General features: G+C 55.8%; 20 protein-coding genes. 14 read left to right on the plus strand and 6 right to left on the minus strand.

Features of this window, described 5'->3' with window-relative positions; genetic code table 11:
• Position 1: 1 nt before the first annotated feature.
• The 3 genes from H7U06_RS14730 to H7U06_RS14740 form a co-directional block, all read right to left on the minus strand.
• Entirely contained in the window at positions 2 to 1129 is a 1128-nt protein-coding gene (locus tag H7U06_RS14730; RefSeq protein WP_254873257.1) for a YeeE/YedE family protein, read from the minus strand.
• A 36-nt stretch (positions 1130 to 1165) separates the two neighbouring features.
• Positions 1166 to 2080, minus strand: a complete 915-nt coding sequence (locus tag H7U06_RS14735; protein ID WP_175626892.1) for a sulfurtransferase — start codon at positions 2078 to 2080, stop codon at positions 1166 to 1168.
• A 501-nt stretch (positions 2081 to 2581) separates the two neighbouring features.
• Positions 2582 to 3496: a CysB family HTH-type transcriptional regulator gene (locus H7U06_RS14740; RefSeq protein ID WP_175626893.1), complete on the minus strand. Its 915-nt coding sequence runs from the start codon at positions 3494 to 3496 to the stop codon at positions 2582 to 2584.
• A 669-nt stretch (positions 3497 to 4165) separates the two neighbouring features.
• On the opposite strand from H7U06_RS14740, the gene H7U06_RS14745 reads away from it, so the two are divergent.
• The 9 genes from H7U06_RS14745 to H7U06_RS14785 all read left to right on the plus strand — a co-directional run bounded on the left by H7U06_RS14745 (position 4166) and on the right by H7U06_RS14785 (position 17350).
• Positions 4166 to 5551 (plus strand): LLM class flavin-dependent oxidoreductase, encoded by a 1386-nt coding sequence (locus tag H7U06_RS14745; RefSeq protein WP_175626894.1) that lies wholly within the window; start codon positions 4166 to 4168, stop codon positions 5549 to 5551.
• Positions 5552 to 5632: 81 nt separating this feature from the next.
• Complete coding sequence (locus H7U06_RS14750; protein WP_217703474.1) at positions 5633 to 6544, plus strand: ABC transporter permease; 912 nt, start codon at positions 5633 to 5635, stop codon at positions 6542 to 6544.
• Positions 6541 to 8280, plus strand: a complete 1740-nt coding sequence (locus H7U06_RS14755; protein WP_175626895.1) for an ABC transporter ATP-binding protein — start codon at positions 6541 to 6543, stop codon at positions 8278 to 8280. Before H7U06_RS14750 ends, H7U06_RS14755 begins: the two co-directional genes overlap by 4 nt.
• Positions 8249 to 10408, plus strand: coding sequence for a TonB-dependent receptor domain-containing protein (locus H7U06_RS14760; protein WP_254873258.1), 2160 nt, complete (start codon positions 8249 to 8251; stop codon positions 10406 to 10408). The genes H7U06_RS14755 and H7U06_RS14760 overlap by 32 nt, the downstream gene beginning before the upstream one ends.
• Positions 10409 to 10623: 215 nt before the next feature.
• Positions 10624 to 12774: a TonB-dependent receptor gene (locus H7U06_RS14765; RefSeq protein ID WP_175626896.1), complete on the plus strand. Its 2151-nt coding sequence runs from the start codon at positions 10624 to 10626 to the stop codon at positions 12772 to 12774.
• A gap of 37 nt (positions 12775 to 12811) precedes the next feature.
• Positions 12812 to 14569: an ABC transporter substrate-binding protein gene (locus H7U06_RS14770; protein ID WP_175627106.1), complete on the plus strand. Its 1758-nt coding sequence runs from the start codon at positions 12812 to 12814 to the stop codon at positions 14567 to 14569.
• The gene (locus H7U06_RS14775; protein ID WP_175626897.1) at positions 14566 to 15498 is read left to right on the plus strand and encodes an ABC transporter permease; all 933 of its coding nucleotides are present in this window, start codon (positions 14566 to 14568) and stop codon (positions 15496 to 15498) included. The genes H7U06_RS14770 and H7U06_RS14775 overlap by 4 nt, the downstream gene beginning before the upstream one ends.
• 62 nt (positions 15499 to 15560) lie before the next feature.
• Positions 15561 to 16850 carry an acyl-CoA dehydrogenase family protein gene (locus tag H7U06_RS14780; RefSeq protein WP_175626898.1) on the plus strand — a complete coding sequence of 430 codons (1290 nt, stop codon included), beginning with the start codon at positions 15561 to 15563 and terminating at the stop codon, positions 16848 to 16850.
• On the plus strand, positions 16847 to 17350 hold the full coding sequence (locus tag H7U06_RS14785) for a GNAT family N-acetyltransferase (protein ID WP_175626899.1): 504 nt from the start codon (positions 16847 to 16849) through the stop codon (positions 17348 to 17350). Before H7U06_RS14780 ends, H7U06_RS14785 begins: the two co-directional genes overlap by 4 nt.
• 14 nt (positions 17351 to 17364) lie before the next feature.
• On the opposite strand, the gene glpK is transcribed toward H7U06_RS14785, so the two are convergent.
• Together glpK and H7U06_RS14795 are read right to left on the minus strand one after the other, a co-directional pair.
• Entirely contained in the window at positions 17365 to 18861 is a 1497-nt protein-coding gene (gene glpK, locus H7U06_RS14790; RefSeq protein ID WP_175626900.1) for a glycerol kinase GlpK, read from the minus strand.
• Positions 18862 to 18879: 18 nt separating this feature from the next.
• Positions 18880 to 19770 (minus strand): SMP-30/gluconolactonase/LRE family protein, encoded by an 891-nt coding sequence (locus tag H7U06_RS14795; protein WP_175626901.1) that lies wholly within the window; start codon positions 19768 to 19770, stop codon positions 18880 to 18882.
• Positions 19771 to 19838: 68 nt separating this feature from the next.
• Between H7U06_RS14795 and H7U06_RS14800 the strand changes: the two genes are divergently transcribed.
• The 4 genes from H7U06_RS14800 to H7U06_RS14815 all read left to right on the plus strand — a co-directional run bounded on the left by H7U06_RS14800 (position 19839) and on the right by H7U06_RS14815 (position 24108).
• Entirely contained in the window at positions 19839 to 20753 is a 915-nt protein-coding gene (locus H7U06_RS14800; RefSeq protein WP_175626902.1) for an NAD(P)-dependent oxidoreductase, read from the plus strand.
• Between the two features lie 135 nt (positions 20754 to 20888).
• On the plus strand, positions 20889 to 22652 hold the full coding sequence (locus tag H7U06_RS14805) for an ABC transporter ATP-binding protein/permease (RefSeq protein ID WP_175626903.1): 1764 nt from the start codon (positions 20889 to 20891) through the stop codon (positions 22650 to 22652).
• 75 nt (positions 22653 to 22727) lie between these two features.
• Positions 22728 to 23504: a DUF3047 domain-containing protein gene (locus H7U06_RS14810; protein WP_175626904.1), complete on the plus strand. Its 777-nt coding sequence runs from the start codon at positions 22728 to 22730 to the stop codon at positions 23502 to 23504.
• A gap of 142 nt (positions 23505 to 23646) precedes the next feature.
• Complete coding sequence (locus tag H7U06_RS14815) at positions 23647 to 24108, plus strand: hypothetical protein (RefSeq protein ID WP_175626905.1); 462 nt, start codon at positions 23647 to 23649, stop codon at positions 24106 to 24108.
• A gap of 46 nt (positions 24109 to 24154) precedes the next feature.
• On the opposite strand, the gene H7U06_RS14820 is transcribed toward H7U06_RS14815, so the two are convergent.
• Positions 24155 to 25345, minus strand: a complete 1191-nt coding sequence (locus H7U06_RS14820) for a M20 aminoacylase family protein (protein WP_175626906.1) — start codon at positions 25343 to 25345, stop codon at positions 24155 to 24157.
• Between the two features lie 200 nt (positions 25346 to 25545).
• On the opposite strand from H7U06_RS14820, the gene H7U06_RS14825 reads away from it, so the two are divergent.
• Entirely contained in the window at positions 25546 to 26661 is a 1116-nt protein-coding gene (locus H7U06_RS14825) for an aminopeptidase (RefSeq protein ID WP_175626907.1), read from the plus strand.
• The last annotated feature ends 136 nt before the right edge of the window (positions 26662 to 26797 follow it).

The raw sequence follows: 26797 nt of genomic DNA on the forward strand, positions 1-26797 counted from the left end.
TTTAGTTCCAGTGCATCTTCACTCTTATTTGCCATCCTATCCATAGCCCGCCGAACAGGAAGAGCGCAAAGATCCAGCCCGATGCCGCACCAGCCATGATGCCGGACAACAAGGTGCCGACCGTGCAACCCAGCGCCACCATGGAACCCCAACCCATCAGGATGCCACCGGCAAATGCGCGGCCGATTTCAGGCAGCTTGGGACGACGCGGTTTAAAGTCACCGGCAGAGATAGCGGCGGCCAGTGATCCGAGGATCAGGCTGATGACGAACACACCGTTTTGCGACCACAGGGTTTCCTTGATGACGGTTGCGCAGCCGGAGAAGGTATCGACACCTTCGAGACGAGCAGGCAACCATGACAAGCTATTCGCTGCCGTACGTGCGATGCTGCCCAGCTCCGCAGTCACACCCAGTGGTCCGATGCGGAAGTAAGAGAGCACGCCGACAAATCCGATCAGCAGACCGCCCACATAGGCAGGCCAGCGTCGCTCCCATCGATTGCCGCTACTTGCTTCTTGCGTTCTGTGCGCACGCCAGAGCCAGATCGCGAGTGCAGCCAATATCGAAAGTTGTAATACGACAGATCCGGCGTAACCGAAATGATGTGGTAGCCAGACCACAGGTGCCTCCTGTATGCCGGACAGATACAACTTGTTCCAGTTGAGGAAGCCTAGTACGAAACCAAACAGCGCGCCAAGTAGTGCAAATGGCGAAACGGTCGAGCCTTCGCCCAGGCGATATAAATGTGCGCTGATGCATGAGCCCGAGAGTGCCATGCCGATGCCAAAGCTGAGTGCGCCTGCCGCCAGTACCCAGCTCACCGGACCGATATGCGCTTGTGGTGGCAAGCGACCGAGGGTAGGGATGGGCATGAATGCGCCGAAGACGAGGTGGTAGCCGAGTATGCCGACGACCAGTGCCACGATGATGCCGAGCAGGCCGCGTGCATCGCGTCGTTCTATGAAATCACGACTGACGCAAAAGAAACAGAAGCGCGAACGCTGTAGAAAAATGCCAAATGCAAGACCCAACAAGGCAGACAGTGCCAGTTCGCGTCCACCCGTAGCGATGCTGCCGAGGGTATGTGAGAACCAGACTGCTGCCGTCAGGATAATGACAGAAGGCAAAAGCCGCCGTAGCGGCGGCAATGCCAGATCAGCCAATTATTTTCCGCCCCATACTGTGCCTGCCAGATTGGTAACCGGTACGCCTACTGCGTTGCCGTATTCAGTCCACGAGCCATCGTAGTTACGGACGTCGTAGCCGAGCAGTTTTTTCAGCGCGAACCAGGTGTGGCTGGAGCGTTCACCGATACGGCAGTAGGTGATGACTGGTTTGCTGCCATCGATGCCAGCTGCAGCGTAGATTTTCTTCAGCTCATCGACCGATTTGAAAGTGCCGTCAGCCGCAACTGCCTGACCCCATGGCACGTTGGCTGCGCCAGGGATATGACCAGCGCGGATAGCGAGTTCCTGTACACCGGCAGGTGCGAAGACCTTGCCGCTGTATTCATCCGCCGAACGGATATCGACTAGCGCGACATTGCTTTTCTTTTCAGCTGCTGCAACCACGTCGCTCAGGCGTGCGCGCAGTGCAGGATTCGCTGCGCTGATTTTGATATTGCCAGCAGCAGGTACTTTGGTCACGGAGGCCAATGGACGATTTTCTGTTTCCCATTTCTTGCGGCCGCCATCCAGCAGTTTGACGTCCTTGACGCCATAGATGTCGAATACCCATGCGCCCCATGCCGCGAACCAGTTGTTGGTGTCACCGTAGAGGACGATGGTGCTGTCACTGTTGACGCCTGCATTGCGCAGCAATTTTTCAAAGTTTTGCTGGCTGGCGATGTCGCGACGTACTGTATCAACCAGGTCGGTATGCCAAGAAAAATTCACCGCGCCAGGAATGTGCGCGCGCTCGAATACGCCCGGATTGACGCTGACTTCGATCAGGCGCAATTTAGGATTGTTGATGTTCTTCTCCAGCCAGTCGGTGCTGACCAGGAAGTCGCTCGGTGCGGCATGTGCGCTACCAAGCAACAGACTGCCTGCGATCAGCAGGGAATTGATGATTTTCATTTTGATTCTCCTCGGTTTGTTAAGAAAGCGTTACGTGGCCACATTACCGAAGAGATTGCTGACGAACAACGAAGCTTTTTCAATATCGTTATTCAGAAAATGCATGTGGAGGAACGGGTGTTAAATACCTTGTTGCTTAGCTAGTTAAGATAGCTAATGCCATACGTATTACTCTTGCGCGTGCGGTGCGTCGTGATGGCGATTTTTCTTCGTGGAGAAGTGGGTTGCCGGGGGTGGCCCGGCGGCCACTCACTTTTCTTGCTTCGCCAAGAAAAGTAAGCAAAAGAAGGCGACCACGGCGCCGCTGCCCCTGCGTGGTCCCCGTTTGTGCAGGACAAAAAATGGGAAGTGGACGAAACTCGCTGCGCTAACGCTACGCTCAGACAACGTCCACTTCTTTTTCCATTTTCTGTCCCGCACAAACGGCATCGTCACAGTGGATAAGGTCTACAGCCTCTTTGCTTTTTCCTCAACAAGAAGTGCATCAGCCGCACTATGTACTTAAGCGCTTTTCAGGTCTTCCAGTCGCAGATTAGGCGCGAACGTTTCCAGGAAGCGATAGGCAAACGACGGCAGAAAAGTACCATTGCGTACCGCAACCAAGGTGGTGCAGGAACCAAATAATGCGCCTTCTGTTTCCAGTACAGTCAGTCCGCTTTTCTCTATCCCATCCAGCGCCATCTCGGCCACGATGCCGACACCGAGGCCGCGTTCGACGTAGGTTTTGATGACATCGGCATCCATCGCTGTCAGACGGAAGTCTGGAACCAACCCGGCCTGGCTGAACGCCGCATCCACGCACTTGCGCCCGGTGAATTGCGGGTTGTAGGTGATGAGCGGATATTCGGCGATGTCTGCCAGCGTTACGGGTGCTTTTTTCACCAGCGGATGATCCTGCGGCACGATGACCTGGTGGTTCCATGAGAAGCATGGATAAGCCAGGATGTCAGGTGATTGATCGAGTACTTCGCTGGCGATGCCTATGTCTGCTTCGCCATTGCTGATCATCGCAGCGACCTGATTTGGTGTGCCTTGATGCAGTTCGAGTTTGACTTTGGGGAATTCGTTGTTGAATTGCTCGACCACGCGTGGCAGCGTGTAGCGGGCCTGGGTATGGGTGGCGGCGATGATGAGCTGGCCTGTATCTACGCCTGAGTACTGACTCGCATAGCGCCGCAGGTTTTCTGTTTCCAGTAGGATGCGCTTGACGATTTCCACTGCGCCGTCGCCAGCACGGGTAACCGATGTGAGTCGCTTGCCGGAGCGTACGAAGAGGTCTATACCCAGTTCATCTTCCAGATCCTTGATCTGTTTGCTCACGCCGGATTGCGATGTATAGAGGACGGCAGCAACCTCGGTGAGATTGAGATTGTTGCGTATCGCTTCGCGTACGAATCGTAATTGCTGAAAATTCATGGACTCTTTCCCTGTTAATACTGATCGCTTCCCTGCTCTGAACGAGATGCAAGGATGTGCTTTTTATTTTTTGCTGCTGTGGTCGGTAATTTATTTGCGGCTGGCAAGTAACAGATGCCCGAATTTTTAGCATAACAAGCTGAGCCTGATATACGAACCAATTAAAAATGATTTGAATATTTCTGGCTGCGTTAAAGATATTCAGTATTCGCATGTAGCCAGCTAATGCGCGTGAGCCTTATTGCATTGCCTGAACAGCTATGGATCGTTACCAGCTTGTGTTAATCATAGAAATACCTGGTTGGGTGTGGCAACGAATTTGTCCGTATATGGATATCTGAAGTTTGTTATGCCTATCCCGCATTTATAAGTACGAAATGCTTCGTTGGGGCGCGCTGAATCGCCGCTTAAGATGCAGATGCATCCTCCTCCAATACCTCTCATGATTGGATTTAACCCGCACCGCAAGGTCTGCGGGTTTCTTTTTTTGTGACGTCAGTAAACGTGTTTGCAGATGTGTTCGGAGGATCAAACGATATATCCAAACTTCTGCTAAAGATCGAATTTTTTATTGTTTGTGACGCGGCATTGAAGACGGTACCTTCTCAAAAAAATTAATCGTCTGTGCAGTCCGCATATCGCCAGACAGAGTATCGATAAGGAATGGAAATGGCATCGCCACCGCGTCAAATGAGCATAGGTATGAACATCCTCGGCCTGGGAGGGCACGGGGCCGCGTGGCGTTTGGCCGAAGTCCCGAGCAACTCTTTGCTCGGTGTCGAGTACTTCCAGAACATTGCACGTATCTCTGAGCGCGGCACGCTGGACGCGATCTTCCTGGCCGATGGCCCGGCACTGAACGGTAACGTCGCGACCAATCCGGTCGGTGGTCTCGAGCCCACCGTATTGTTGACAGCAGTTGCACTCGCGACCAAGTACATAGGTGTGATTGCCACCGCCTCCACGACTTACAACGACCCCTACAATCTGGCGCGCCGTATCGCTTCGCTGGATCACATCAGCGGCGGTCGTGCTGCATGGAATGTGGTGACCACCGCCGGTGACATCGCTGCACAGAATTTTGGATTGACTGGCGCACCCTTGCACCAGGATCGTTATGGCCGTGCAGCGGAGTTTCTCGATATCGCCATCAAGCTGTGGGATAGCTGGGAAGACGACGCGGTCATCAACGATTGGAAGAACGGTGTATTCGCCGATGCGAAAAAGGTACACACGATAGATCACGCAGGCGAGCACTTCTCGGTACGCGGCCCGTTGAATGTACGGCGTACACCACAAGGACGTCCGGTGCTGGTACAAGCGGGTTCGTCGGAAGGCGGCAAGTCGGTCGGTTCACGCTATGCGGATGCGATCTTCACCACCCAAACCACATTGGAAGATGGGCAGGCTTTTTATGCAGAGATGCGTAATCGCGCACGCGCATGGGGCCGTGATCCTGATTCCCTGAAGATCATGCCTGGTTTGTCCACCGTGATCGGCAGCACCGAAGCGGAAGCACATGCGCGTTGCGATGAGCTCGATAGCTATCAGGGTGAGCTCGGTCTGGCCGGGCAAATCGCGGCGCGTATCGGCATTGCTGTCTCTGATCTCGATCTCGATGCACCGTTGCCGTGGGATCGCATCATTGATGTGCGCGCAGCACAGCGGGATGCGAATACCCGTGCACTTGGTGGCGGTTCACATGGTTTCTTCGAAGCACAAATCAATCTCGCCCGCCGTGAAAACCTGACCGTACGCCAGTTATCCAAACGCATACGTAGCGGCCATCGTCTCGCAGTCGGCACGCCTGAGCAAATCGCCGATACTCTGGAAGAGTGGTTTAAATCCGGCGCGGCAGATGGCTTCAACATCATGCCGGACATGTTCCCGTCCGGCGCTGAAATCTTTGTCGATGAAGTAGTGCCCCTCTTGCGTCGACGCGGCATCTTCCGTACCGAATACACCGGTACCACCTTGCGCCATCACCTCGGTCTGTCCCGCCCCAAAAGCCAATACGAAGACGAAGAGGACTGTGAGCGCCTGCTCGCCGTCTGACCTTTTTTGTCGCATGCAAGTGCATGCAGCCACTCCTAATCACTTACCGCTATTTAATTCAGCCATCGAGGTTTACTTGCAATGAGTACTGGATCAACCGTTCAACTGGAAGCGCCTGACTTCGGCGCTACGCTGGCACCGTCGGCCGCGCCCACTGCGCGATTCCCGTTACGCCTGGCCGACTGGCGTCAGCTGCGTCCAGGCCTGGTACTGGCTGCATTGTTCGTACTGTTTCTGATTGTGGCGGCGCTGCATCCTTCGTTGCTGACATCGAATGACCCGCTCGCAGCCTCTGCGCGCGAAGCTTTTCGCGCCCCCAGCGCTGCACACTGGTTGGGTACCGATGAGAACGGACGCGATGTCTGGACCCGCCTGATCTACGGTGTACAACCTTCATTGTTGATGGGTTTGGCAGCCACCGCAATTGGCCTGAGCATAGGTATCGCAGTTGGCCTGTTCGCCGGGCTGGGTCATCGCATTGTCGACAACTTCCTGATGCGCCTGATCGATGTGTTGCTGGCATTCCCTGATTTGTTGCTGGCGTTGGTGATTATTACTTTCTGGGGCCAGGGCCTGGTCAATGCAGTTATCGCAGTAGGTGTGGCCAGCGTGCCACGCTACGCCCGCATGGTCCGTGCACAAACACATATCGTCCGTAATGCGCAATATGTGGAGGCTGCGGTCACACTGGGTTTGCGTCGCTCGACTGTGATCTTCCGTCACGTTTTACCGAATGCGATCAAACCTATTTTGATCCTCGCGACCATAGGCATAGGCGGCAAGATTGCAGCTGGTGCTGCGCTGAGCTTCCTCGGCTTCGGTGCGCCACCACCTTCACCGGAATGGGGCTCGATGTTGTCGGTTGGTCGCAACTTCCTGTCGAATGCATGGTGGCTGGTTGCCGCTCCCGGCGTTGCAGTTACCTTGACGGTGGTATCGATCACCGCACTGGGACGTGAATTATTGCTGCGCAGCGAAGGCAAGCGCGCATGACCAGCCAGCTGGAAAACGGACGTCGACCTTTGGTCGAAGTGGAGAACCTGCATGTCCGGTTTGGTCATGGTGGTCCCGCTGTCATCAAAGGTATTTCATTTGCCTTGCATCGTGGCGAATGCCTGGCGCTGGTCGGTGAGTCCGGCTCCGGCAAGAGCGTGACTTCGCGCACACTGGTTGGCCTGACCGGCCATCGCAGCACCTTGCAGGCAGATCGCCTGAGCTTTGATGGCGACGATCTGCGCAAGTTTAATGAACGCACCTGGCGCGATATACGCGGGCGTCGCATCGGCTTCGTGATGCAGGATGCACTTGGCTCTTTAGATCCGCTGCGCACAGTCGGTGCCGAAGTGGCTGAACCACTCAAGCTGCATGGCAAGTGGACCAAACAGGAGCGCGATGAAAAGGTAATCGCCTTGCTGCGCTCCGTCGGCATCCCTGAGCCTGAATCCCGTTTGCTGCAATATCCGCATCAACTCTCTGGCGGCTTGCGCCAGCGCGCACTGATTGCTTCTGCAATTGCGTGCAATCCTGAACTCCTGATTGCCGACGAACCGACTACTGCGTTGGATGCAGCGGTACAAGCACAGGTACTGGATCTGCTGGAATCCTTGCGTACACCGGATAAAGCGATGCTGGTGGTGAGCCATGATTTTGCCGTGGTGTCACGACTGGCAGACCGCGTGGCGGTGATGTGGCATGGTGAAATCGTGGAGCAGGGGCCGCTCGATGCGATCCTGCATGATCCGCAACACCCGTATACAAAATCATTGTTGTCCGCCGTCTCATCGGTACAGCAACGCGGCCCGGCGCGACAGAAGATAGCGGTGGCCGATGACGGCCATCTGGCTACCTTGCCGACCGAACTGCCACCGGGCGTGATCAATACCAATCCGATCGCGGTAGAGGTGAATAACCTGACCAAGGTTTTCTTCGGCCAGGATGGCTCACGTCGCGTTGCGGTATCCGAAGTGTCGTTTGCTTTGCGCAAGGGTGAGACCGTCGGCATCGTCGGTGAGTCCGGCTCCGGCAAGACCACACTGACGCGCATGGTACTCGGGCTAGAAACGCCTAATGTCGGCAATGTCCGTCTGCGTGATCAGATCTGGAGTGAACTCAGCGACGCGCAACAACGCGCAGAACGCAAACGCATACAAGTGGTGTTCCAGGACCCGCTCAGCTCATTCGACCCACGCTACACGGTGGAGCGCGTGTTGTTTGAAGCGCTCGGTGTGGCTGGCTATACCAATGTGGCGGAGACACGTGCACGCGCGATAGAACTGCTGCAGCTGGTACGTCTCGATCCAAGCTTCCTGCAACGCCGTCCTATCGAACTATCCGGTGGTCAGCGTCAACGCATAGCGATAGCCCGTGCGCTGGCACCTGAACCGGAAGTGCTGATTTGCGACGAGCCCGTCTCGGCACTCGATGTATCGGTGCAGGCACAAATCCTTGATTTGCTGATCGACCTGAAAGATCGCCTCGGCCTGTCCTGTCTCTTCATCTCACATGACCTCGGCGTCATCTACCGCGTCAGCGATCGCATCCTGGTGATGAAAGATGGTGTGGTGGTCGAATCTGGCGGCGTCCGTGAGGTATTTGAAAATCCGCAGCACGTTTATACGCAGACGTTGCTGAGTGCCATCCCGCAACTGGGACAAAGAAAACGCGTAGCTGAGTCAACTGATATCGGGAGTAGGGAAAGTGAAAAAGAAGGTGAGCTGGATGCAGCGTAATGCCAAGCAAATAAATTCGACCGCGATTACACGCGCCACCTTGTTGCGTACGCTCGGCGTCGGTGCTGCATTGTGCCTGTCCGGTGGTATCGCCGGCGCACAGGAAGCTGCACCGCAGGTAGAGGAAACCGTAGTCATCAAGGCGAAGGCACTAAAGGAAGCGGAAAAGGCGAAGGAACGGCTGAAGAATGTTGCCGGTACCGCCAGTGTCGTGAATAACGCTGAAGTCGAACGTGGTCGTGCGCAGAATGCGGAAGATGTACTCGCGTATCAGCCAGGCGTGTTCGCGGCTGCAACCAGTGGTACAGGTGCCAACAAAATCTCTATCCGCGGCTCCGGTCTCAATTCCTTTTATCAAGGCTATTCGCTTGGTATCAAATATTTGTTTGATGGCTTGCCTATCACCGGGCCGGGCGGGACGCAGGAAGATTTCCTGACGCTGACCGGCGTTGATTACACCGAAATCCTGAATGGTGCGAATGCCTTCGCCTACTCGGCGCTCTCGCTCGGTGGTGCAATCAACTTTGTCACACATACAGGACGCAGCGCACCAGGGAATTCCATCAGCGTGGAAGCAGGCAGCTTTGGTTATCGCAAATACCAGGCCAGCACCGGTGGTGTGTCGTCTTCCGGCGATACTGATTACTACCTGCAGTACACGCACAACCAGCGTGACGGTTTCCAGCGTAATAGCCCAAACTCCGGCGAAGACTACATCTTCAATCTCGGCCATAAATTCAATGATCGTCTGGAAACCAGGCTGGTCATCCGCCATCGCGGTGAAGAGCTGCGCAACGGCAGCACATTGACACTGGCGCAACTCGAAGCGGATCCGCGCAACAGCACATCAACCGCATCGGCGCGTCGCAAGAAAGGCACGACACTGGTCACCAGCAGGACCACGCTTACGCTGGATGACAAGTCGAAGTTTGAACTGGGCTTCGCCTATAACGACTATCCGCTGGATAACGGCTGGATCTATTCCGATCAACCGGGCATCTGGCGTTCGAAAGACTTCACTACCTCGCTGCGCTATTTGCGTACCGGCGATACCTTGTTTGGCAAGCTCAGTGATACCACGGTCAGCTTCAGCGATACGCGTTTGCTGGATGGTGACGTGACCGGTTACAACCAGGTGAATGGCGTGCGCACCAGTGAGCGCCAGTACACCAAGTACAGCGGCTCACGCGACACGGTGCTGTCGGTCAGCAATGCGCTGCATCTGAATGAGCAGACCACCTTAAGCAGCGGATTGTCCTTGATTGAAATCGGACGCAATGTACGTATCGAGCGTTCGACCTTGCCAGCCAGCGCTTTGCCTTTCCCTCGTGCGGTGGAGTATACGGACAGGTCGCTGGCACCGCGGCTGGGCTTGTTGTATCAGGCGACTCCCACTTTGCAGGTATTCGGTAATGTGTCGCGCTCGGTGGATCCGCCGGTAACCTGGCAAATGGCGAGTACCGGCGTTTCATACGTCCGTCCTTTGCGACCGCAAAAAGCGAATACAGCAGAAATCGGTTTGCGTGCCAGCAGCGAAAACCACGATGGCAGCGTGACCCTGTATCGCTCCTATGTCAGTGATGAATTGCTCACATCGATTGCCAGTCCGGCGGTCGGTGCGACCCCCGCATTGGTCGCGAATACCAATGCCAGCAAAACCATACACCAGGGTATAGAAGCAGCGCTGACTTCCAAGTTGTGGAAGAACAATAGCGGTGATCGCCTCAGTTATCGCCAGGCGTATACCTTTAACGATTTCTACTATCGCAACGATCCGCGTTACGGCCAGAACGAATTGCCTAGCTTGCCGCGTCATGTGTATCAGGGTGAGCTGTTGTTTCAGCAGGCGGGTGGGTTCTATTCAGGTGTGAATGTACGTGCCATGTCCGGTTACTACGTCGACTATGCAAACACCTGGAGAGCACCATCGGCAGTGATCTGGGGTGCCAAGTTCGGTTACGAAGAGCCGGGCAAGAAATGGAAGGCTTATCTCGATTTTCGCAATATCGGCGACAAGCATTATGCCGCCGCAGCGAACACCACGGATAACGCGAGAGGACTGGATACACCCAACTTCTACCCGGGTGACGGCTTCTCCATCTATAGCGGCGTGACCTATCGCTTCTAAGTTTTTACCAAAAAAATATAAGAGGAATTCGAGGAGCGCAACGGCGACTACCGGTGCGGATGCGGGCTATTTGTCGCCGCATCACGCTGTGGTTGCAAATCATGCTCAGGCATACAGGTAGCAGACAGTTAGTTCATTCCATAAAAATATGCGCCGGCATGGATAGTGCCGGCACTCGGTACTGACCTTGGTCAGGCTTTACTTAAGGGGTTATTTTGAAACACGCACTTCCTCCATCCCGGATTACTTCGCGCTTGGTGGCTTCGGTCTTCCCACGCGCGCAACGTTCCAAACTATTGCATGCCACTGTCCTGTTCTGGCTCGCCAGCGGCCTGGTGTATGCGCAAGAAGCAACGACGCAGGTTGAAGATACCGTCGTCATCAAAGGCAAGGCGCTGTCCACCACAGAGAAAGCCAAAGTGAAGCTGGAGAATGTGACCGGCAACGTCAGCGTGGTGAAAAACGCAGATGTGGAAAAAGGCCGCTCCTCTACGCTGGAAGACGTGCTGGCTTTCGAGCCGGGCGTGTTCGCGCAAGCTACCGGCGGTAATGATGCGATCAAGATTTCGATACGCGGCTCTGGTATTGCGACTGCTGCCGGTGTGTTCCGCGAAGGCACGTCGTTCCTGTTTGACGGCTTGGCGCTGACCGGCTCCGGCGGTACACCTTATGAATTGCTGGAGATGTCGGGCATCGATTACACCGAAGTGTTGCGCGGTGCGAATGCTTTCCAGTATGGCGCCTTGGCTTTGGGTGGTGCGCTGAATCTGGCGACGCATACCGGACGTACTTCGCCGGGCGTGTACGGACGATTTGAAGCAGGTAGTTTCGGCTGGCGCAAACAGCAGTTGAGCGTAGGCGGTGTAACGGAATCAGGAGATACCGATTACTACGTCAGCGTGACCAATTCCGAACGCCGTGGCTATCAGAAATGGACCAACGTGGAATCCAAGGGCATCGTCGGTAACTTCGGTTTCCGCCTGACGCCGCAATTGGAAACACGTCTCTACCTGCGTTACCGCGAGGAGTATCACCAAAATCCTGCACTGCTCACACTGGCCCAGCTAAAGGCAGATAGCAGCCAGACCACGGCAGCGACCGTGACTGGCCGCAATGACGGCACCAAGCCTGGTTCGACTTACGTCGGTAGCAAAACCACTTATACGATAGATGATGTATCCAAAATTGAATTCGGTCTCGCGTATCACGACTATCCGCAAATCCTGAATATCAATAGTGCGGCGACACCTAACTTCTGGACCTGGCGCGACATCAATGCTTCGTTGCGCTATCTGCGTAGTGAGCAATTGTTTGGTTTGCAAAGCGATACCACCGTCAGCTTCACCCGTACGCAAGCCATCAACTCCAGCGTAAAAACATACAACGGCACTACGCGCGCGCTGAAGAAGTACGCGACGTATGACGGCTCGTCCGACACGGTACTGGCGGTCGGCAACGAATTGCAACTGAATCCGCGCACCTGGTTGTCCTCGGGTTTGTCGCTGGTGAATGTGCGTCGTGATGTGCGTACGCTATACGGTGATATCCCGGTCAATAACGCAGCGACTACCTACAACCATCAAGACCTGGCGCCGCGCCTCGGCTTGCGCTATGAACTGGCACCGAAAGTGGTGGCCTTCGCCAACGTCAGCCGTTCCATCGATCCGCCTGTGACCTGGGGCTTTACCGGTTCCGGCACCACTGCCACACAGATCGGTGTGAAGAATCTGACCGAGCAAAAAGCGAATACCGTTGAGATCGGTTTGCGCGGCAGCAATGACACCTTCAGCGGCAGCGTTGCGCTGTATCGCTCCGAAGTCCGCAATGAACTCCTGACCGCACAAATCCCGGGTGGCGGCCCGACCGATACCGAGAAGCGTAACGCTACGCCGACCGTACACCAGGGTCTGGAAGCAGGTCTGGATGCGCGTCTGTGGAAAGGCAAGGGCGGTGACAACGTCGTCTTGCGCCAGGCCTATACCTATAACGACTTCCACTACAAAAAAGATCCGGTCTACGGTGCCAACGAATTGCCTGGTCTGCCTAAGCATGTCTACACGGCAGAACTGCAATACCAGCATCCGAGCGGTTTCTACGTCGGTGTGAATGCACGTTACTCGGCGAAAACCTGGCTGGACTACGCCAACTCGCTGGCAGCACCGAGCTACACCATCTTTGGTGCCAAGGTCGGCTATGAACAGCCGGGTGGCAAGTGGAGCCTGTTCCTCGATCTGCGCAACCTGACCGACAAGGCGTATGCCTCGGCGATCAGTCCGCAGTACAACTTGCGCGGCCTGGATAACACCGGTGCCGTGTATGTCGGTGATGGCTTCGGTGCATTTGCCGGTGCGTCTTACCGTTTTTAATTGATCTTTACATGTAATAAATGAAGGGCTGGTGAATATGATACGGATAGACAAAGGCGTTGAACCACGATCTTTGCTGAACACGCTTTTACGTATCAGCTTGTTGGCAGGCGCTTGCATCCTGGGCGCCTGCTCTTCAGGTGATAGTGAGAAAACTGCAAGTCAGGGTGCAGGGGATGCGACCGGCAGTGCGATCCTGCGTGACGGGCAACTGAGTTATGCAGCGACTGACTATTACCAGCAGAGTGCAGGGAAACCGGGCGGCACCTTGCGTGCGACGGTGGCCCTCGACACCTCAACCTTCGATGTCCACGCCATCTCGCACGGCAACGTGCAGTGGCTGGGACGCATACTGTATGACGGGCTGGTGTATCAGGATGAACAAGGGAACATCTCGCCATGGCTGGCCAAGTCATGGGACATTTCACCGGATGGAAAAACCTATACCTTCCATTTGCGCGATGACGTGACCTTCAGCGATGGTGTGCGTTTCAATGCGGAAGCGGTACTGGTGAATCTCGAACATATGCGGGATCCGAAAACCAAGTCACCGCTGGCAGCAGCGTATATCCGTCCGTATCAGCGTGGTCGCATCGTTGATGAATACACGTTTGAAGCCACACTGAGTGAGCCATACTCGCCTTTCCTCGATGTGCTGGCACAATCCTGGCTGAGCATGATTTCGCCCAAGCAGATTAAGGAAAACCCAAAGTCGATCGCAGAACATCCTATCGGCTCAGGCCCTTTCGTACTGGAAAGCTATGTCCGGGCGCAAGGTGCAAACTTCGTCAAGCGCGCTGACTACAACTGGGCACCGCCGGTAGTCCGGCATCAGGGCCCGGCTTATCTGGATCGCATAGAGCTGAGCTTTGTGCCGGAAGCGATGATCCGTTACTCGTCGCTGCAAAGCGGCCAATCCGATTTCACACTGGATGCACCTGCGCAAAATGCCAAGGCAATACGTGCCGATCCGAATCTGCGCTTTCATAGTCGGGTACGCAAAGGCAATCCTTTCCGCAGCCTGACACTGAACGTAGAAAAAGCACCATTCAACGATGTGCAAGTGCGCAAGGCATTGGCACTGGCCATAGACCGCGAAGGCGTAGCCTGGATCACCGGCTTTGGTGAGTACGCGCCCAAGGGTGATTTCCTCGCTGCGAATTCGCGTTACTACGATCCGTCGTTCAAGGATGCGCTCGCATACAACGTGGCCGAGTCGAATCGCCTGTTTGACCAGGCAGGCTGGACAGCACGCGACGACAAAGGTTATCGCGTCAAGGATGGACAGCGCCTGTCAGCGACTTTGCTGATCACCGAAAACCCGGCTTTCCCGAATAGCGTGGCAGTGGCGATCCAGTCCGATGCACGCAAGGTCGGGTTTGAATTGAATATCGATGTAGTGCCGACCGCGGTGGCGACCGACAAGCGTTATGCCGGTGATTACCAGGCACTGGGCGGTGGTTACTGGCACACGAATACACCGGATGGTTTGTACATCCTGTATCACAGCAATTCGATCGCCAGCGAAAAATTGATCGGACAAAACAGCTCGCGCCTGCGTGATCCTGAATTGGACGATGCGCTGGATCGTGCCCGCAGATCCAGCGATCCGGTTGAGCTGAAAGCACTGTACAGCCAGGCACAACGACGCCTGACCGAGCTGGTGCCAGCGGTGCCGTCGTACGAAAGCATCCATATGATTGCCTATCGCAGCAATGTAAAAGGCGTGATTTTCGATACCTCGCATAACACGCCGCTCTTCATCGGCGTCTGGCTCGACAAGGAGGGATCATGATTTCGCTCAAGCGCATCCTGTGGCGTTTGCTGGCTGGTCTCGGCGTACTGTGGGGCGCAGCGACACTCACCTTTATCGCGATCAATATCACCGCGGGTGATACCGCACTGGCGATAGTCGGCGGGCCGGATGCGATGCCGACCGCGGAAGTGCTGGCACAAGTGCGACGTGAATACGGTCTGGATGATCCTTTGTTGACGCAGTACGGCAACTATATAGCCCGACTCGCCCAAGGTGATCTCGGTGAATCTTATCGCTTGCGCATACCGGTACTGAAAGCAGTGACCCAGCAATTGGGAGCGACTGTGCAACTGGCCTTGAGTGCCGGGGTCTTGTCCATCGTCTTGTCAGTACTGATCGCATTGCTGACGGCACGGCGTGCACCGTGGATACGGTCGGTGGTCTCCGGCGTGGAATTGACGGTTACGTCCGCACCATCGTTTGTGATCGGCATCCTCTTATTGCTGCTGTTTTCGTTTTACTTCCACTGGTTCCCGCCATCCGGTTCGCAAGGCTGGCGTGCGCTGGTATTGCCAACGATTGCTTTGGCATTGCCTGTAGTTGGCGTGTTGACGCAAGTCTTGCGGCAAGAACTGGAGGACGTGTTGGAGCAGCCTTTCATCCTGACTGCGCGGGCTCGTGGCATGTCGGATGCAGGTGTGCGCCTGCGCCATGCCTTGCGTCACGCACTGGTTCCGCTGGTGACCTTGTCCGGCTTTGTTTTTGCCAGCCTGCTCGGCGGCGCCGTCGTGGTTGAGTTGCTGTTCGCACGACAAGGCGTAGGGCGTCTGATGCTGGACGCTGCCAGCAGCAAGGACGTACCCATCGTGCTTGGTATCACCTTGTTGGCGGCTTTCATCTACGTGATTGTCAACATCGTGGTCGACATCCTGTACAGCCTGATCGATCCACGCGTACGCGCTACATAAATAAATTGATTTGATTGCCGTGTGCGAGCACCGGCCCACCATTTTTAAAAGAAGCAAACATCATGACTAATACCGCTACCGCCACTATCCATCATCTGGAAACCAAAGCTGCTGCCAGTCCGACTTACGAAGAGCTCGCTGCTCGCTTCCGTCCTATCTTTGCACGTATCGCGGAAGATGCAGTACGCCGCGAACAGGAGCGTGAGCTGCCGTATGAGGCAGTGCGCTGGTTGCGTGACGCAGGCTTTGGACGCGTTCGCATTCCGCTCAAATACGGCGGCTTCGGCGCGACGATCTCGCAATTCTTTCGTTTGCTGGTGGAGCTGGCAGAAGCGGATTCCAATGTGTCGCATTTATTGCGTGGACACTTCGCCTTCCTCGAAAGCCGCATCAACCACACCGACGAATCGGTACGTGAATTCTGGTTCCCGAAAATCGTTGAAGGTGCACTCATCGGTTACGCAATGGCGGAGCTGACCGAAGTAACTGGCACCAGTGCCACCATCAAGCAGGAAGATGGCAAGTGGTTCCTGAACGGTAAGAAGTATTACAGCACCGGCACCATCTATGCGGACTGGATAGTTGCATCGGTGGTGGATGGCGAAGAACGCGTAAGCGTGTCGCTGCCAGCGACAGCGCCAGGTGTGACACGCATCGATGACTGGGATGGTTTCGGTCAGCGCATGACAGGTAGCGGCACGACTATTTTTGAACAGGTCGAGATCCTGCCTGAACATATCAATCGTCGCTTAACTGGTAAGGATAGTTATGCGCAGTCTTACCAAAAGGCGTTCCTGCAACTGATCTTGCTGGCGTCGATCGCCGGTGTCGGCCGTGCGGTCAAACGGGATGCCATCGCTTTCGTACAGCGCAAGACGCGTGCATTCGGTGTACTGGGTGCATCCAGTCCGCGTGAAGACCCGTTGGTGCAACGTGTGGTGGGACGTCTCGCCAGCCTGTCGTTTGCCGCGGATACGATAGTTGACGGTATCGCGCGCACGCTGGATGCAGTACATCTGGCGCGGCTGGCAGATACTGCCGATGAAGCCTTGTATGTGGATACCGAGATCAAGGCCTTCCAGGCGCAGCAAGTCGTCATCGACCTGGTGCTGCAAGCCAGTACCTTGCTATTTGAAGTCGGTGGCGCATCGGCCACCAGTGAAACGCGTCGCCTCGACCGTCACTGGCGCAATGCGCGTACTGCGGCTTCGCATAATCCGGCGATCTTCCGTGAGCGCGCGATTGGTGATTACTACCTGAATGGTACGGTGCCGGATGCGGCGTGGATAGCGGCGGAAAAGGAACAGCAAGAAGCGCGGGGAAAAGCGGAAGCTGTCAAGGTGGAGCAGTGATACGCAAGGCGACGGTAGCAGACGCGGAGGCGATAGCGACTATCCACGTCCGCACATGGCAAACCGCGTATGCAGAAATTTTCCCCGCCGAGTTTCTCGCCAACCTGTCGGTGGAGAGGCGGGTGGCTGCATGGCGTGAACAGCTGGCGAATAATCCCGGCCTTACCTTCATCGCCGAAGAAAACGAGCTGGTAACCGGCTGGGTCTCGGGTGGGCTGAGCATAGATGCAGATGCTGTTGGTGCATCCGAAGTGCAGGCGATTTATGTCTTGCCCGAGTACTGGGATAAGGGTGTGGGCGGGGAACTGATGCAGGCGATAGAGCAGGCCTTGCCACCGTCACACAGCACGATCTTGTGGGTGCTGCGCGATAACCAGCGTGCGCTGCGCTTTTATGAAAAGCACGGTTATCAGGCGGACGGTGCGGAAGAAGAGCTGGAGCGTGGTGGCGTTAAACGCTGGAAGATACGTTTGCGTAAAAAGTTACCAATTCCGGCTTGAAGCCAGCGTCGCTTTTAATTTTCCCATGCCCGCGCACGTTCGACTGCCCTGTGCCAGGTGTGCAGTCTGTGTTCACGCTCGTCAGCAGACATGCCGGGTTCGAAGCGCTTGTCCATCTTCCATTGCGCGGTGATTTCTTGCTGTGAGTTCCAGTATCCGACAGCCAGTCCTGCGAGGTAGGCCGCACCCAGCGCGGTAGTTTCCGTCACGACAGGGCGCACGACCGGCACATTCAAAATGTCGGCCTGGAATTGCATCAACAAATCATTGCGCGAGGCGCCGCCGTCCACACGCAATTCCTGCAGCGCCAGTTGCGCATCCTTTTGCATCGCATCCAGTAAGTCCACGTTTTGATAAGCGATGCTTTCCAGCGCCGCGCGCGCGATGTGTGCCTTGTTGCTACCGCGTGTCATGCCGAGTATGGTGCCGCGTGCATAGGAATCCCAATAGGGCGCACCAAGCCCGCTGAACGCCGGAACGAATACCACGCCGCCGTTATCCGGCACGCTGGTCGCCAACGCTTCGACATCAGCCGAGCGATGAATGATGCCGAGCTCGTCACGTAACCACTGCACGATGGCGCCACCCATGAAGACACTGCCTTCCAGCATATAGCTGGTGTGGCGTGCGCCTTCTGCTTCCAGTGCCCAGCCTATGGTGGTGAGCAAATTATTTTGTGAACGTATCGCTTGCGCACCGGTATTGAGCAGCATGAAGCAACCGGTGCCGTAAGTGTTCTTCGCCATGCCGGGTTGGTGGCAGGCCTGGCCGAAGGTTGCCGCCTGCTGATCACCGGCGATACCCGCGATGGCAATAGGTGCGCCGAATAACTCAGCATGGGTATGGCCGACCACGCCGCTGCTGGTGACGACTTCCGGCAACAAAGAGACAGGAATCTCGAGGATGGCCAGCAACTCTTCATCCCATGCTTGCGTGTGGATGTTGAATATTAACGTGCGCGAAGCATTGCTGCTATCGGTCAGATGCGCGCCGGATAATTTGTAGATCAGCCAGCTGTCTATCGTGCCGAAAGCCAGTTCGCCGCGTTCTGCTTTTGCGCGTGCACCGGGGATGTTATCCAGCAGCCATTTCACTTTGGTGCCGGAGAAGTAAGAGTCCAGTACCAGCCCGGTCTTGTGCTGGAACAGCTCCGCTTTGCCGTCGGCGCGTAGCTGATCGCAATACGCTGCGGTACGTCGGTCCTGCCAGACGATGGCGTTTGCTATCGGGACGCCGGTTTTGCGATCCCAGATGACGGTGGTCTCGCGCTGATTGGTGATGCCGAGCGCGGCGATGTCGGCTGCCTTGATGCCGTGCTCTTTTAATACCTGCTGTGCCACTGCCAGCTGGCTGTTCCAGATCGCCGTCGCATCATGTTCTACCCAGCCAGGTTCAGGGAAAATCTGTGGATACTCTTGCTGCGCCAGTCCATGTATCTGGCCTTCATGATTGAACAGGATGGCACGTGAACTGGTAGTGCCCTGATCGATAGCGAGTATGAATTTGCTCATCGTAAGCGTTATGCAGGTTTAAGCGAGATAAACATGTTCGGGCAAGCCAGCGACGTCCACGCGCAGGCTGAGCAGGCTGCCGGATAAAGGATATTGCTCCAGCTCTGCCGCCGGGCGGTTCTTGCTGACGGTGGTGATGTAGAGCGTGCGCAAGTCGTCACCGCCGAATGCCATCATGGTCGGGCAGCGTACCGGCAGCGTGATCTCGGACAGGATGTCACCTTGCGGTGACAGGCGCAGCAGGCGTCCGCCTTCATACATGGCTGACCAGTAGTTACCCTCACTATCCACCGCCGCACCGTCAGGACGACCGCCATAGTTATTCAGTTTGTCGGTAGAGAATTGGTGCAGCACGCGATTGCCACCCAGTGCAGCAGTGCGCACATCGTAGTCATAGGCAAAGATACGGTGCGTGGTGGTGTCGGCGTGATACAGGGTTTTGTTATCCGGGCTGAAGGCGACGCCGTTGGAGACGGTGGCACGCTTGCCGCTGTCGCTGATCTCGTTACGCTCTATGCAATACAGTGCAGCATGTGCATGATCGCGCGGTTCATATATCGAGCCTACCCACAGCCGACCGGCGGCATCGCAGCGGCCATCGTTGAAACGGGTGGTGCTCGGGTCATACGGCGCATCGGCAACCGGCGTCAGTTCACCGCTACGGGTGTTGAGCACGGCCAGGCCGGAACGCAAGGCGACCAGCAAGCCGCCTGCAGCACGAATCGCGATACAGCCGGGCTCGGATGGCATGTCCCACTGTTGGTGTGCATCCGAAGCAGGAACGTAGCGATGTACGGCACGGCCATCGATATCTATCCAGTACAGGGCAGCTTCTGCTGCGTGCCATAAAGGGCATTCACCCAATTGCATACGGATGGGCAGGACGGGCTGGATATTGTGGGTCGACATGGCAGTTGCTTTTTAGGTGGTGTATGCGCCATTATGCAGTGAAAATCTTGTGCATAAAGGAGTTTGAATTGAAGCAATCTGCATCGAAACCGGTCATCGCTTTCCTCGGCATAGGCCTGATGGGTAAACCGATGGCGACCCGCCTGCTGCAGGCAGGTTACCAACTGACCGCATGGAACCGTACCCGCAGCAAGGCCGATGAGCTGGCGCCGCTGGGTGCCAAGGTGGCGGAACAGGTGGCGGATGCAGTGATGGGTGCGGACATCGTCATCACCATGCTGGAAGCCGGACCTATCGTGGCGCAAGTGGTGGATGCGGCCATCCCGGGCCTGAAGCGTGGTGCACTGGTGGTGGATATGAGCTCGACCCGTCAGTCCGAAGCGCAGGAAGTGCATGCCAAACTGGCAGCGCAAGGCGTGCGCTTTATCGATGCGCCGGTCTCGGGTGGTGTGGTCGGTGCCGAAGCCGGTACCCTCGCCATCATGGCAGGTGGTAGCGCAGACGACTTCGCCGACGCGCAAGCGGTGCTGACCGTGATGGGTCGTCCGACCCTGGTCGGGCCTGCCGGTTGTGGTCAGATCGCCAAGCTGTGTAATCAGCTGATAGTTGGCGGTACGCTGAATATCGTGGCGGAAGCCTTGTTGCTGGCGCAAGCTGGTGGCGCGGACCCGACTGCGGTACGCGCAGCTATTCGTGGCGGCTTTGCCGAAAGCCGCATCCTCGAGGTGCATGGTCAGCGCATGCTGGACCGTAACTTCATGCCGGGTGGCCAGGTGAAGAGTCAGTTCAAGGATCTGGAAAACGTGTTGATCGCGGCGAACAATGCCGGACTGCGTTTGCCGGTGACGGAACTGGTGACACAGAATTATCAGCAGGTATTGAAGGAAGCACCGCAAGCGGATCAGTCTGCCGTGTTGCTGGCGCTGGAACAGGAAAATCCGGGCTTGCGCCTGGGGCAGCAGGCAGACCAGTTGCCGGGCTAAACCAGAAGCGGCATTCCTGTACAAGTATTTTTGAACATGTGTGCTCAGGCCCGGTCTATGGATAACCGGGCCGACATATCCAAGTTGATGTTGTCAGTCCCATCGCTTTTAGCAATGCATTAACACTGCTCACTCATGCCTAAACAACGTATAGACTGGCGCGCCGTCTGGCAACTCATCAAGCCATACTGGGTCTCGGAAGAAAAATGGAAGGCGCGCGGCTTACTGTTCGTCATCGTGGCGCTGGCATTGGCGGCGGTCTACCTCGAAGTCTTGTTCAATACCTGGAACCGCGAGTTTTATAACGCGCTGGAAACCAAGAATTACAAAGTCTTCACCGAGCAGTTGTGGCGCTTCAGCTATCTCGCCTTTACCTTCATCGCAGTCGCCATTTATCGTATTTACCTGACGCAGTCATTGCAGATGCGCTGGCGCATGTGGTTGACGCGACAGTATATGGATCGCTGGTTACAGCATCAGGCCTATTACCGGATCGAGCAGACCGGTACCGCTGATAACCCGGATCAGCGTATCGCCGAAGATTTGAATTTGTTGACGTCTGCAACACTGTCGCTGACCCTGGGTTTGCTCTCCAGTGTGGTGACGCTGATTTCTTTCATCGGCATCCTGTGGTCGGTCAGTGGCCCGATCTCTTTCATGCTCGCATCACAGGAAATCACGATACCCGGTTACATGGTGTGGTTTGCGATTGCTTACGCGGGTGTCGGTTCGCTGGTGGTGGGGTGGGTCGGCTGGCCGCTGGTTTCGAAAAACTATTTCCGCCAGCGCTTTGAAGCGGATTTCCGTTTCGGCCTGATACGGGTGCGGGAAAATGCCGAGGCCGTTGCGCTGTACCGTGGCGAGACCGAAGAGGCGGCGCAACTGGGCGGGCGCTTCCAGCGCATACGGGACAACTGGTGGGGCATTATGCGCACCACCAAGAGCCTGAACCTGGTCTCCACTTTCTACTCGCAGTTCGCGAATATCTTCCCTTTCCTGATGGCGGCACCGCGTTACTTCTCCGGTGCGATTACGCTGGGTGGCCTGATGCAAATCAGCTCCGCTTTCGGTCAGGTGCAGGGCGCGCTGTCTTGGTTTATTTCAGCGTTCAGCGACCTTGCTGAATGGAAGGCCAGCGTCAATCGTCTGGCGGGCTTCCATGCTGCCGTGGATGCAGCACATGAAGAACGGGAAGGGGTGCTGGTCACCGCGAATAATGTGGGCGCTATCCTGATAGACCGCTTGATATTGAATGTGCCGAATGGTCCGGCGCTGACGAAAGAGCAGACCGCCGATATCCAGGCCGGACAGCGCATCCTGGTAGCAGGGCCTTCCGGTTGTGGCAAGTCGACGCTGATACGCGCGATTGCCGGTGTCTGGCCATATGGCGCTGGCAGCATAGAAGTACCGCAGCAGTGGAAGCTGCTGTTCCTGCCACAGAAAAGTTATTTGCCGATAGGAACGTTACGGGCAGCGGTTGCTTATCCTGCGAGTGAAAATACTTATACCGATCTGGCGATCAAGCACTATTTCGACTTGTGCAAATTGTCACACATGAAGAAATTCCTTGATCATAGTGATAACTGGAGCCAGCGCCTGTCACCAGGTGAGCAGCAGCGCCTCGCCTTTGTGCGCGCCTTGCTGACACGGCCGGATGCCTTGTTCCTGGATGAAGCCAGCAGTGCGCTGGATACTGAAACAGAAGAGCTTGTTTATCAATTGATATTGCAAGAATTGCCAGATGCCGTAATAGTCAGCGTCGCGCATCGCGAAAGTGTCGCGAAATATCATAAAATGCGCTGGCAGTTTGTCGCGGATGGCATAGCGACAGCTGATGCTGGCGATGATAGTGAGCGCAGTATTTATACGATACAACACATGAAGCCCGGCAAAGCTTAAGCGGTCGGGATTTCCCAGAGCAGGCGACAAGTACTTGCCATGCATCGCAAGGTGCATGGTCATGACCATATGCATATGAAATTACTTTCCACACTTATTTTGCTGTCCCTGCTCACCGCATGTGCGCAACTACCGAAGAGCGGCGATGCTGCTGCCTATACTCCAGAGGGGAAGATACTGCCATTCTCGGTGAATGCAGGAAGCGGCTTGCCTGAGCGCTGGGAGCCGATGATTATCAATCGCACCAAGAAACTCACCGAATACAATCTGGTCGAGGACGAAGGTCAGACCGTATTGCACGCACGTGCAGTCGCGGCTGCGTCCGGCCTGATGCAGAAGGTGGATATCGATCCCTTGCTGGAATCCCATTTGAGCTGGCGCTGGCGCATCAGTGGCCTGGTAGAGAAGGCGAATAATTTTGATCGTGGCCTGGAGGATTCACCGGCACGCATCATCCTCGGTTTCGATGGTGACAAAGACAGCTTGCCTTTCGCTGACCAGATCATGTTTGAAACTGCGCGCCTGGTCACCGGGCGCGATGTACCGTATGCCACCCTGATGTATATCTGGGGACGCAAGGCGCCGGTCGATACCATCATTACCAATACCCGCAGCAATCGCGTGAAGATGGTGGTCGCCGAAACCGGAGCCTCCGGCGTCGGTGAATGGCATAGCTTCACACGCAACATTGTTGCCGATTATGAAAAAGCATTTGGTGAGAAGCCAGGCAAGTTGATTGCAATTGGTGTGCTGACCGATACCGACAACACCGGCGAGACTGTCGAAGCGTGGTACGGCGACATCAAACTTTCGGCCGATGAAAAACATGACGAGAATTTTGCGTTAAAATAGGCGCGGGTCTGACAGGAGGCCCGCTCTCGCAAAAGCCGATGCACCTGTAGTTTGTCATTTTCCAGTTCGGATAAATCACAAGTTAGCACTAGCGTTTAAACCTTGATGTCGTAGCGAGAAACGACAATATGAAAGGAACGTTATGTGGTCTACATCTCTTGCTGTCGGCGTGACTGATACCGATGGCTACAACAACAATCTCAGTAACAGTGATTTTCTGCGCAGGTATGCGCGTCGCTTGTTGCGTCAGGCGCGAGCGGACGAGCCGCTTAAAACCCTGCCGGTACTGCGCCGCATTATTGCAACGCAAGTCATGCCCGAATTGCGCGTGACCGATCTGTATGCGGTGCGCGCATCCATCCAGCTGAAACACGTGTTGCACATGCTGGCACGGGAACTGGAGTTCCCGGCATGGGAAGTCTGCAAGCACAGCATAGACAGCATGTCTGCGGCAGTGCTGGATCGTTATCGGCTGGAGCTGGGTATGTTTGGCGACTACGAGAAGAACTGGTTTCCCGATATGCCAACTGCGCGTGCCTGGCAACAGCAGAACGGTGGTTATCTGGTGAGCTATGGCCAGCAGGTCGTGGCCTTGCTGTCTTAGCTTATGCCGGTCGCACAGTGTGATGCTGCGCGACCGGTGTGCTGCTTTAGTTCTTGAGGAAGCTTTCTGCCAGGCGTACCCAGTAGGTCGCGCCTATCGGCAGTAAATCATCATTGAAGTCATAGCTGGGGTTGTGCAGATTGCATGGCCCCAGTCCGTGTCCGGCTGAGCGGTGATCACCTTCGCCGTTACCGATGAAGACGTAGCAGCCGGGTTTGCCCTGTAACATGAACGCAAAGTCTTCGGCGCCCATGGTTGGCTCTACCTGCGCATCCACATGCTCGGCACCGACTATGCCTTGCAATACCTCCACCGCAAATGCAGTTTCCTTCGCATGATTAATCAGCGGCGGATAGTTGCGCTTGAAGTTGAAGCTGACCTTGGCATCGAATGCTGCTGCCGTATGCTCAGCGATGGCGCGCATGCGGTTCTCTATCAAATCCAGTACTTTCAGATCAAAGGTGCGTACCGTACCAACCAGCGTCGCATCATCCGGAATCACGTTGGTGGTGCTGCCGGCATGGATTTGCGTGATCGACAATGCTGCCGCATCGATAGGACTCTTGTTGCGCGTGATGATGGTTTGCCAGCTTTGTGCGATCTGCACCGCCACCATGATGGGATCTATGCTTTTGTGCGGCTGCGCGGCATGCGCGCCTTTGCCGCTGACCACGACTTCGAATTCATTGCTGGACGCCATCATCGGGCCAGGTGTCACACCGAAGTGACCGACCGGAATGCCAGGCCAGTTATGCATGCCGAATACGGCTTCCATCGGGAATTTTTCGAACAGGCCTTCATCCATCATGCGCTTGGCACCGCCACCGCCTTCTTCTGCCGGCTGGAAGATCAGGTAAATTGTGCCGTCGAAATTCTTGTTCTGCGACAAATAATGCGCGGCACCCAGCAGCATGGCGGTATGACCGTCGTGACCGCAGGCGTGCATCTTGCCCTTGTTTTTTGATGCGTGCGCGAAAGTGTTGAGTTCCAGTATCGGCAGTGCATCCATATCGGCACGCAAACCGATTGCGCGCTGGCTGTTGCCGTTTTTCAGGATGCCGACCACGCCGGTGACGCCGAGGCCACGGACGACGGGTATGCCCCATTCGGTCAGCTTTTTGGCGACCAGTTCGGCGGTGTCGTGTTCTTCAAAGCAAAGCTCGGGATGAGCATGGATTTCACGACGTATCGCTTGGATTTCGTTGTGAAACTGAATGATGGGGTCGATCAACTTCATGGCGTCTCCACTTTCCTGCGCGCTAGTGCTGCAGTGGTTTTGTCTTGCAACAAGGATGGATATTCTTGCAGCAAGAGAGCCCTATCTTACGCCAACTAGCTTGCCTGCGTAATGGGGCAGCAGGCGTAATAGAATAGATGCAGCAAAAAAATCCGGCGCAGCTGGCTGCATATGCGATTTTGTAAGAACGAATAGGAAAAATGAATATATCCCGCACATCGCTTGCTGCTCCCTGGTCACGCTGGCGCGCGGGCCTGCTGCTGGGTGCCTTGCTGCTACTGGGCGGATGTGCGCAGCTGAGCTACTACGCGCAGGCGACACACGGCCAATCATCATTGATGGCAGCGGCGCAGCCGATAGATGATTTATTGCTGGATCCTGAGCTGGCACCGAAGCTGCGGCAACGTCTGATGCTGGCGAATCAAATCCGCCAGTTCGCAGTCGATGAGCTGGCCTTGCCGGATAACGGGACGTATCAAAAGTATGCCGACCTGAAGCGGCCTTACGCTTTGTGGAATGTGGTGGCGACGCCTGAGTTATCGATGCAGCCTTTGCAATGGTGTTTTCCTATTGCTGGTTGCGTCAGCTATCGCGGTTACTACAGCGAGGCCGATGCGCAGGCCTTTTCCTCTGAATTACGTGCTTCCGGTCATGACGTGCAGGTGATGGGTGTGCCTGCCTATTCAACGCTGGGTTGGTACAAGGACCCGGTGCTGTCTAGCTTTATCAACTATCCGGATGCCGAGGTAGCGCGCCTGATGATCCATGAACTGGCACACCAGGTGGTGTATGTGCAGGGCGATACGCAATTCAATGAATCGTTTGCGACGGCGGTAGAGGAGGCGGGGGTGGATCGCTGGCTTGCACGTCATGGTGATGAAAAGGCGCGGCAGGCCTATCTGACGACACAGGTGCGCAAGCAGCAATTCCTCGCGCTCCTGATTCAATACCGGAAAAAGCTGGTCGAGAACTACGCGTCGGATCGCACTGATGTAGCCAAGCGCAAGGCCAAGCAGGAGATATTTGCTGCGTTGCAGGACGATTATCAACAATTGAAAGCAAGCTGGAACGGTTATGCCGCCTATGATCGCTGGTTTGCGCAAGGCCTGACGAATGCCCATCTGGTATCGGTTGCGACCTACAACGGCCAGGTACCGGCGTTCCGTGCCTTGCTGCGGGAGCAGCAGAATTTCACTGGCTTTTACCGTGCCGTCATTGCCCTGGCGCAGCAGGACAAGATGCAGCGTGACCAGCGGCTGGCCAGCCTGGCTGCGGCTTTGCCGCAGGTATCGCATACAGAGGCAGGCGGACGCTGAGGCAGGCGTCATCAAAGTGCTTGCACATCCTCGCTCTGCCCGATAGCATCAGGCTATCTGGGCAGCATAGTGAGCAGTGGCCTTAAATGGGTCCATGTGCAATAGCTAAAGCAGCATGCAAGCAAAATCAGCGGGC

The organism is Herminiimonas sp. Marseille-P9896, from assembly GCF_903993245.1.
In the GTDB taxonomy this organism is placed as follows: domain Bacteria; phylum Pseudomonadota; class Gammaproteobacteria; order Burkholderiales; family Burkholderiaceae_D; genus Oxalicibacterium; species Oxalicibacterium contaminans.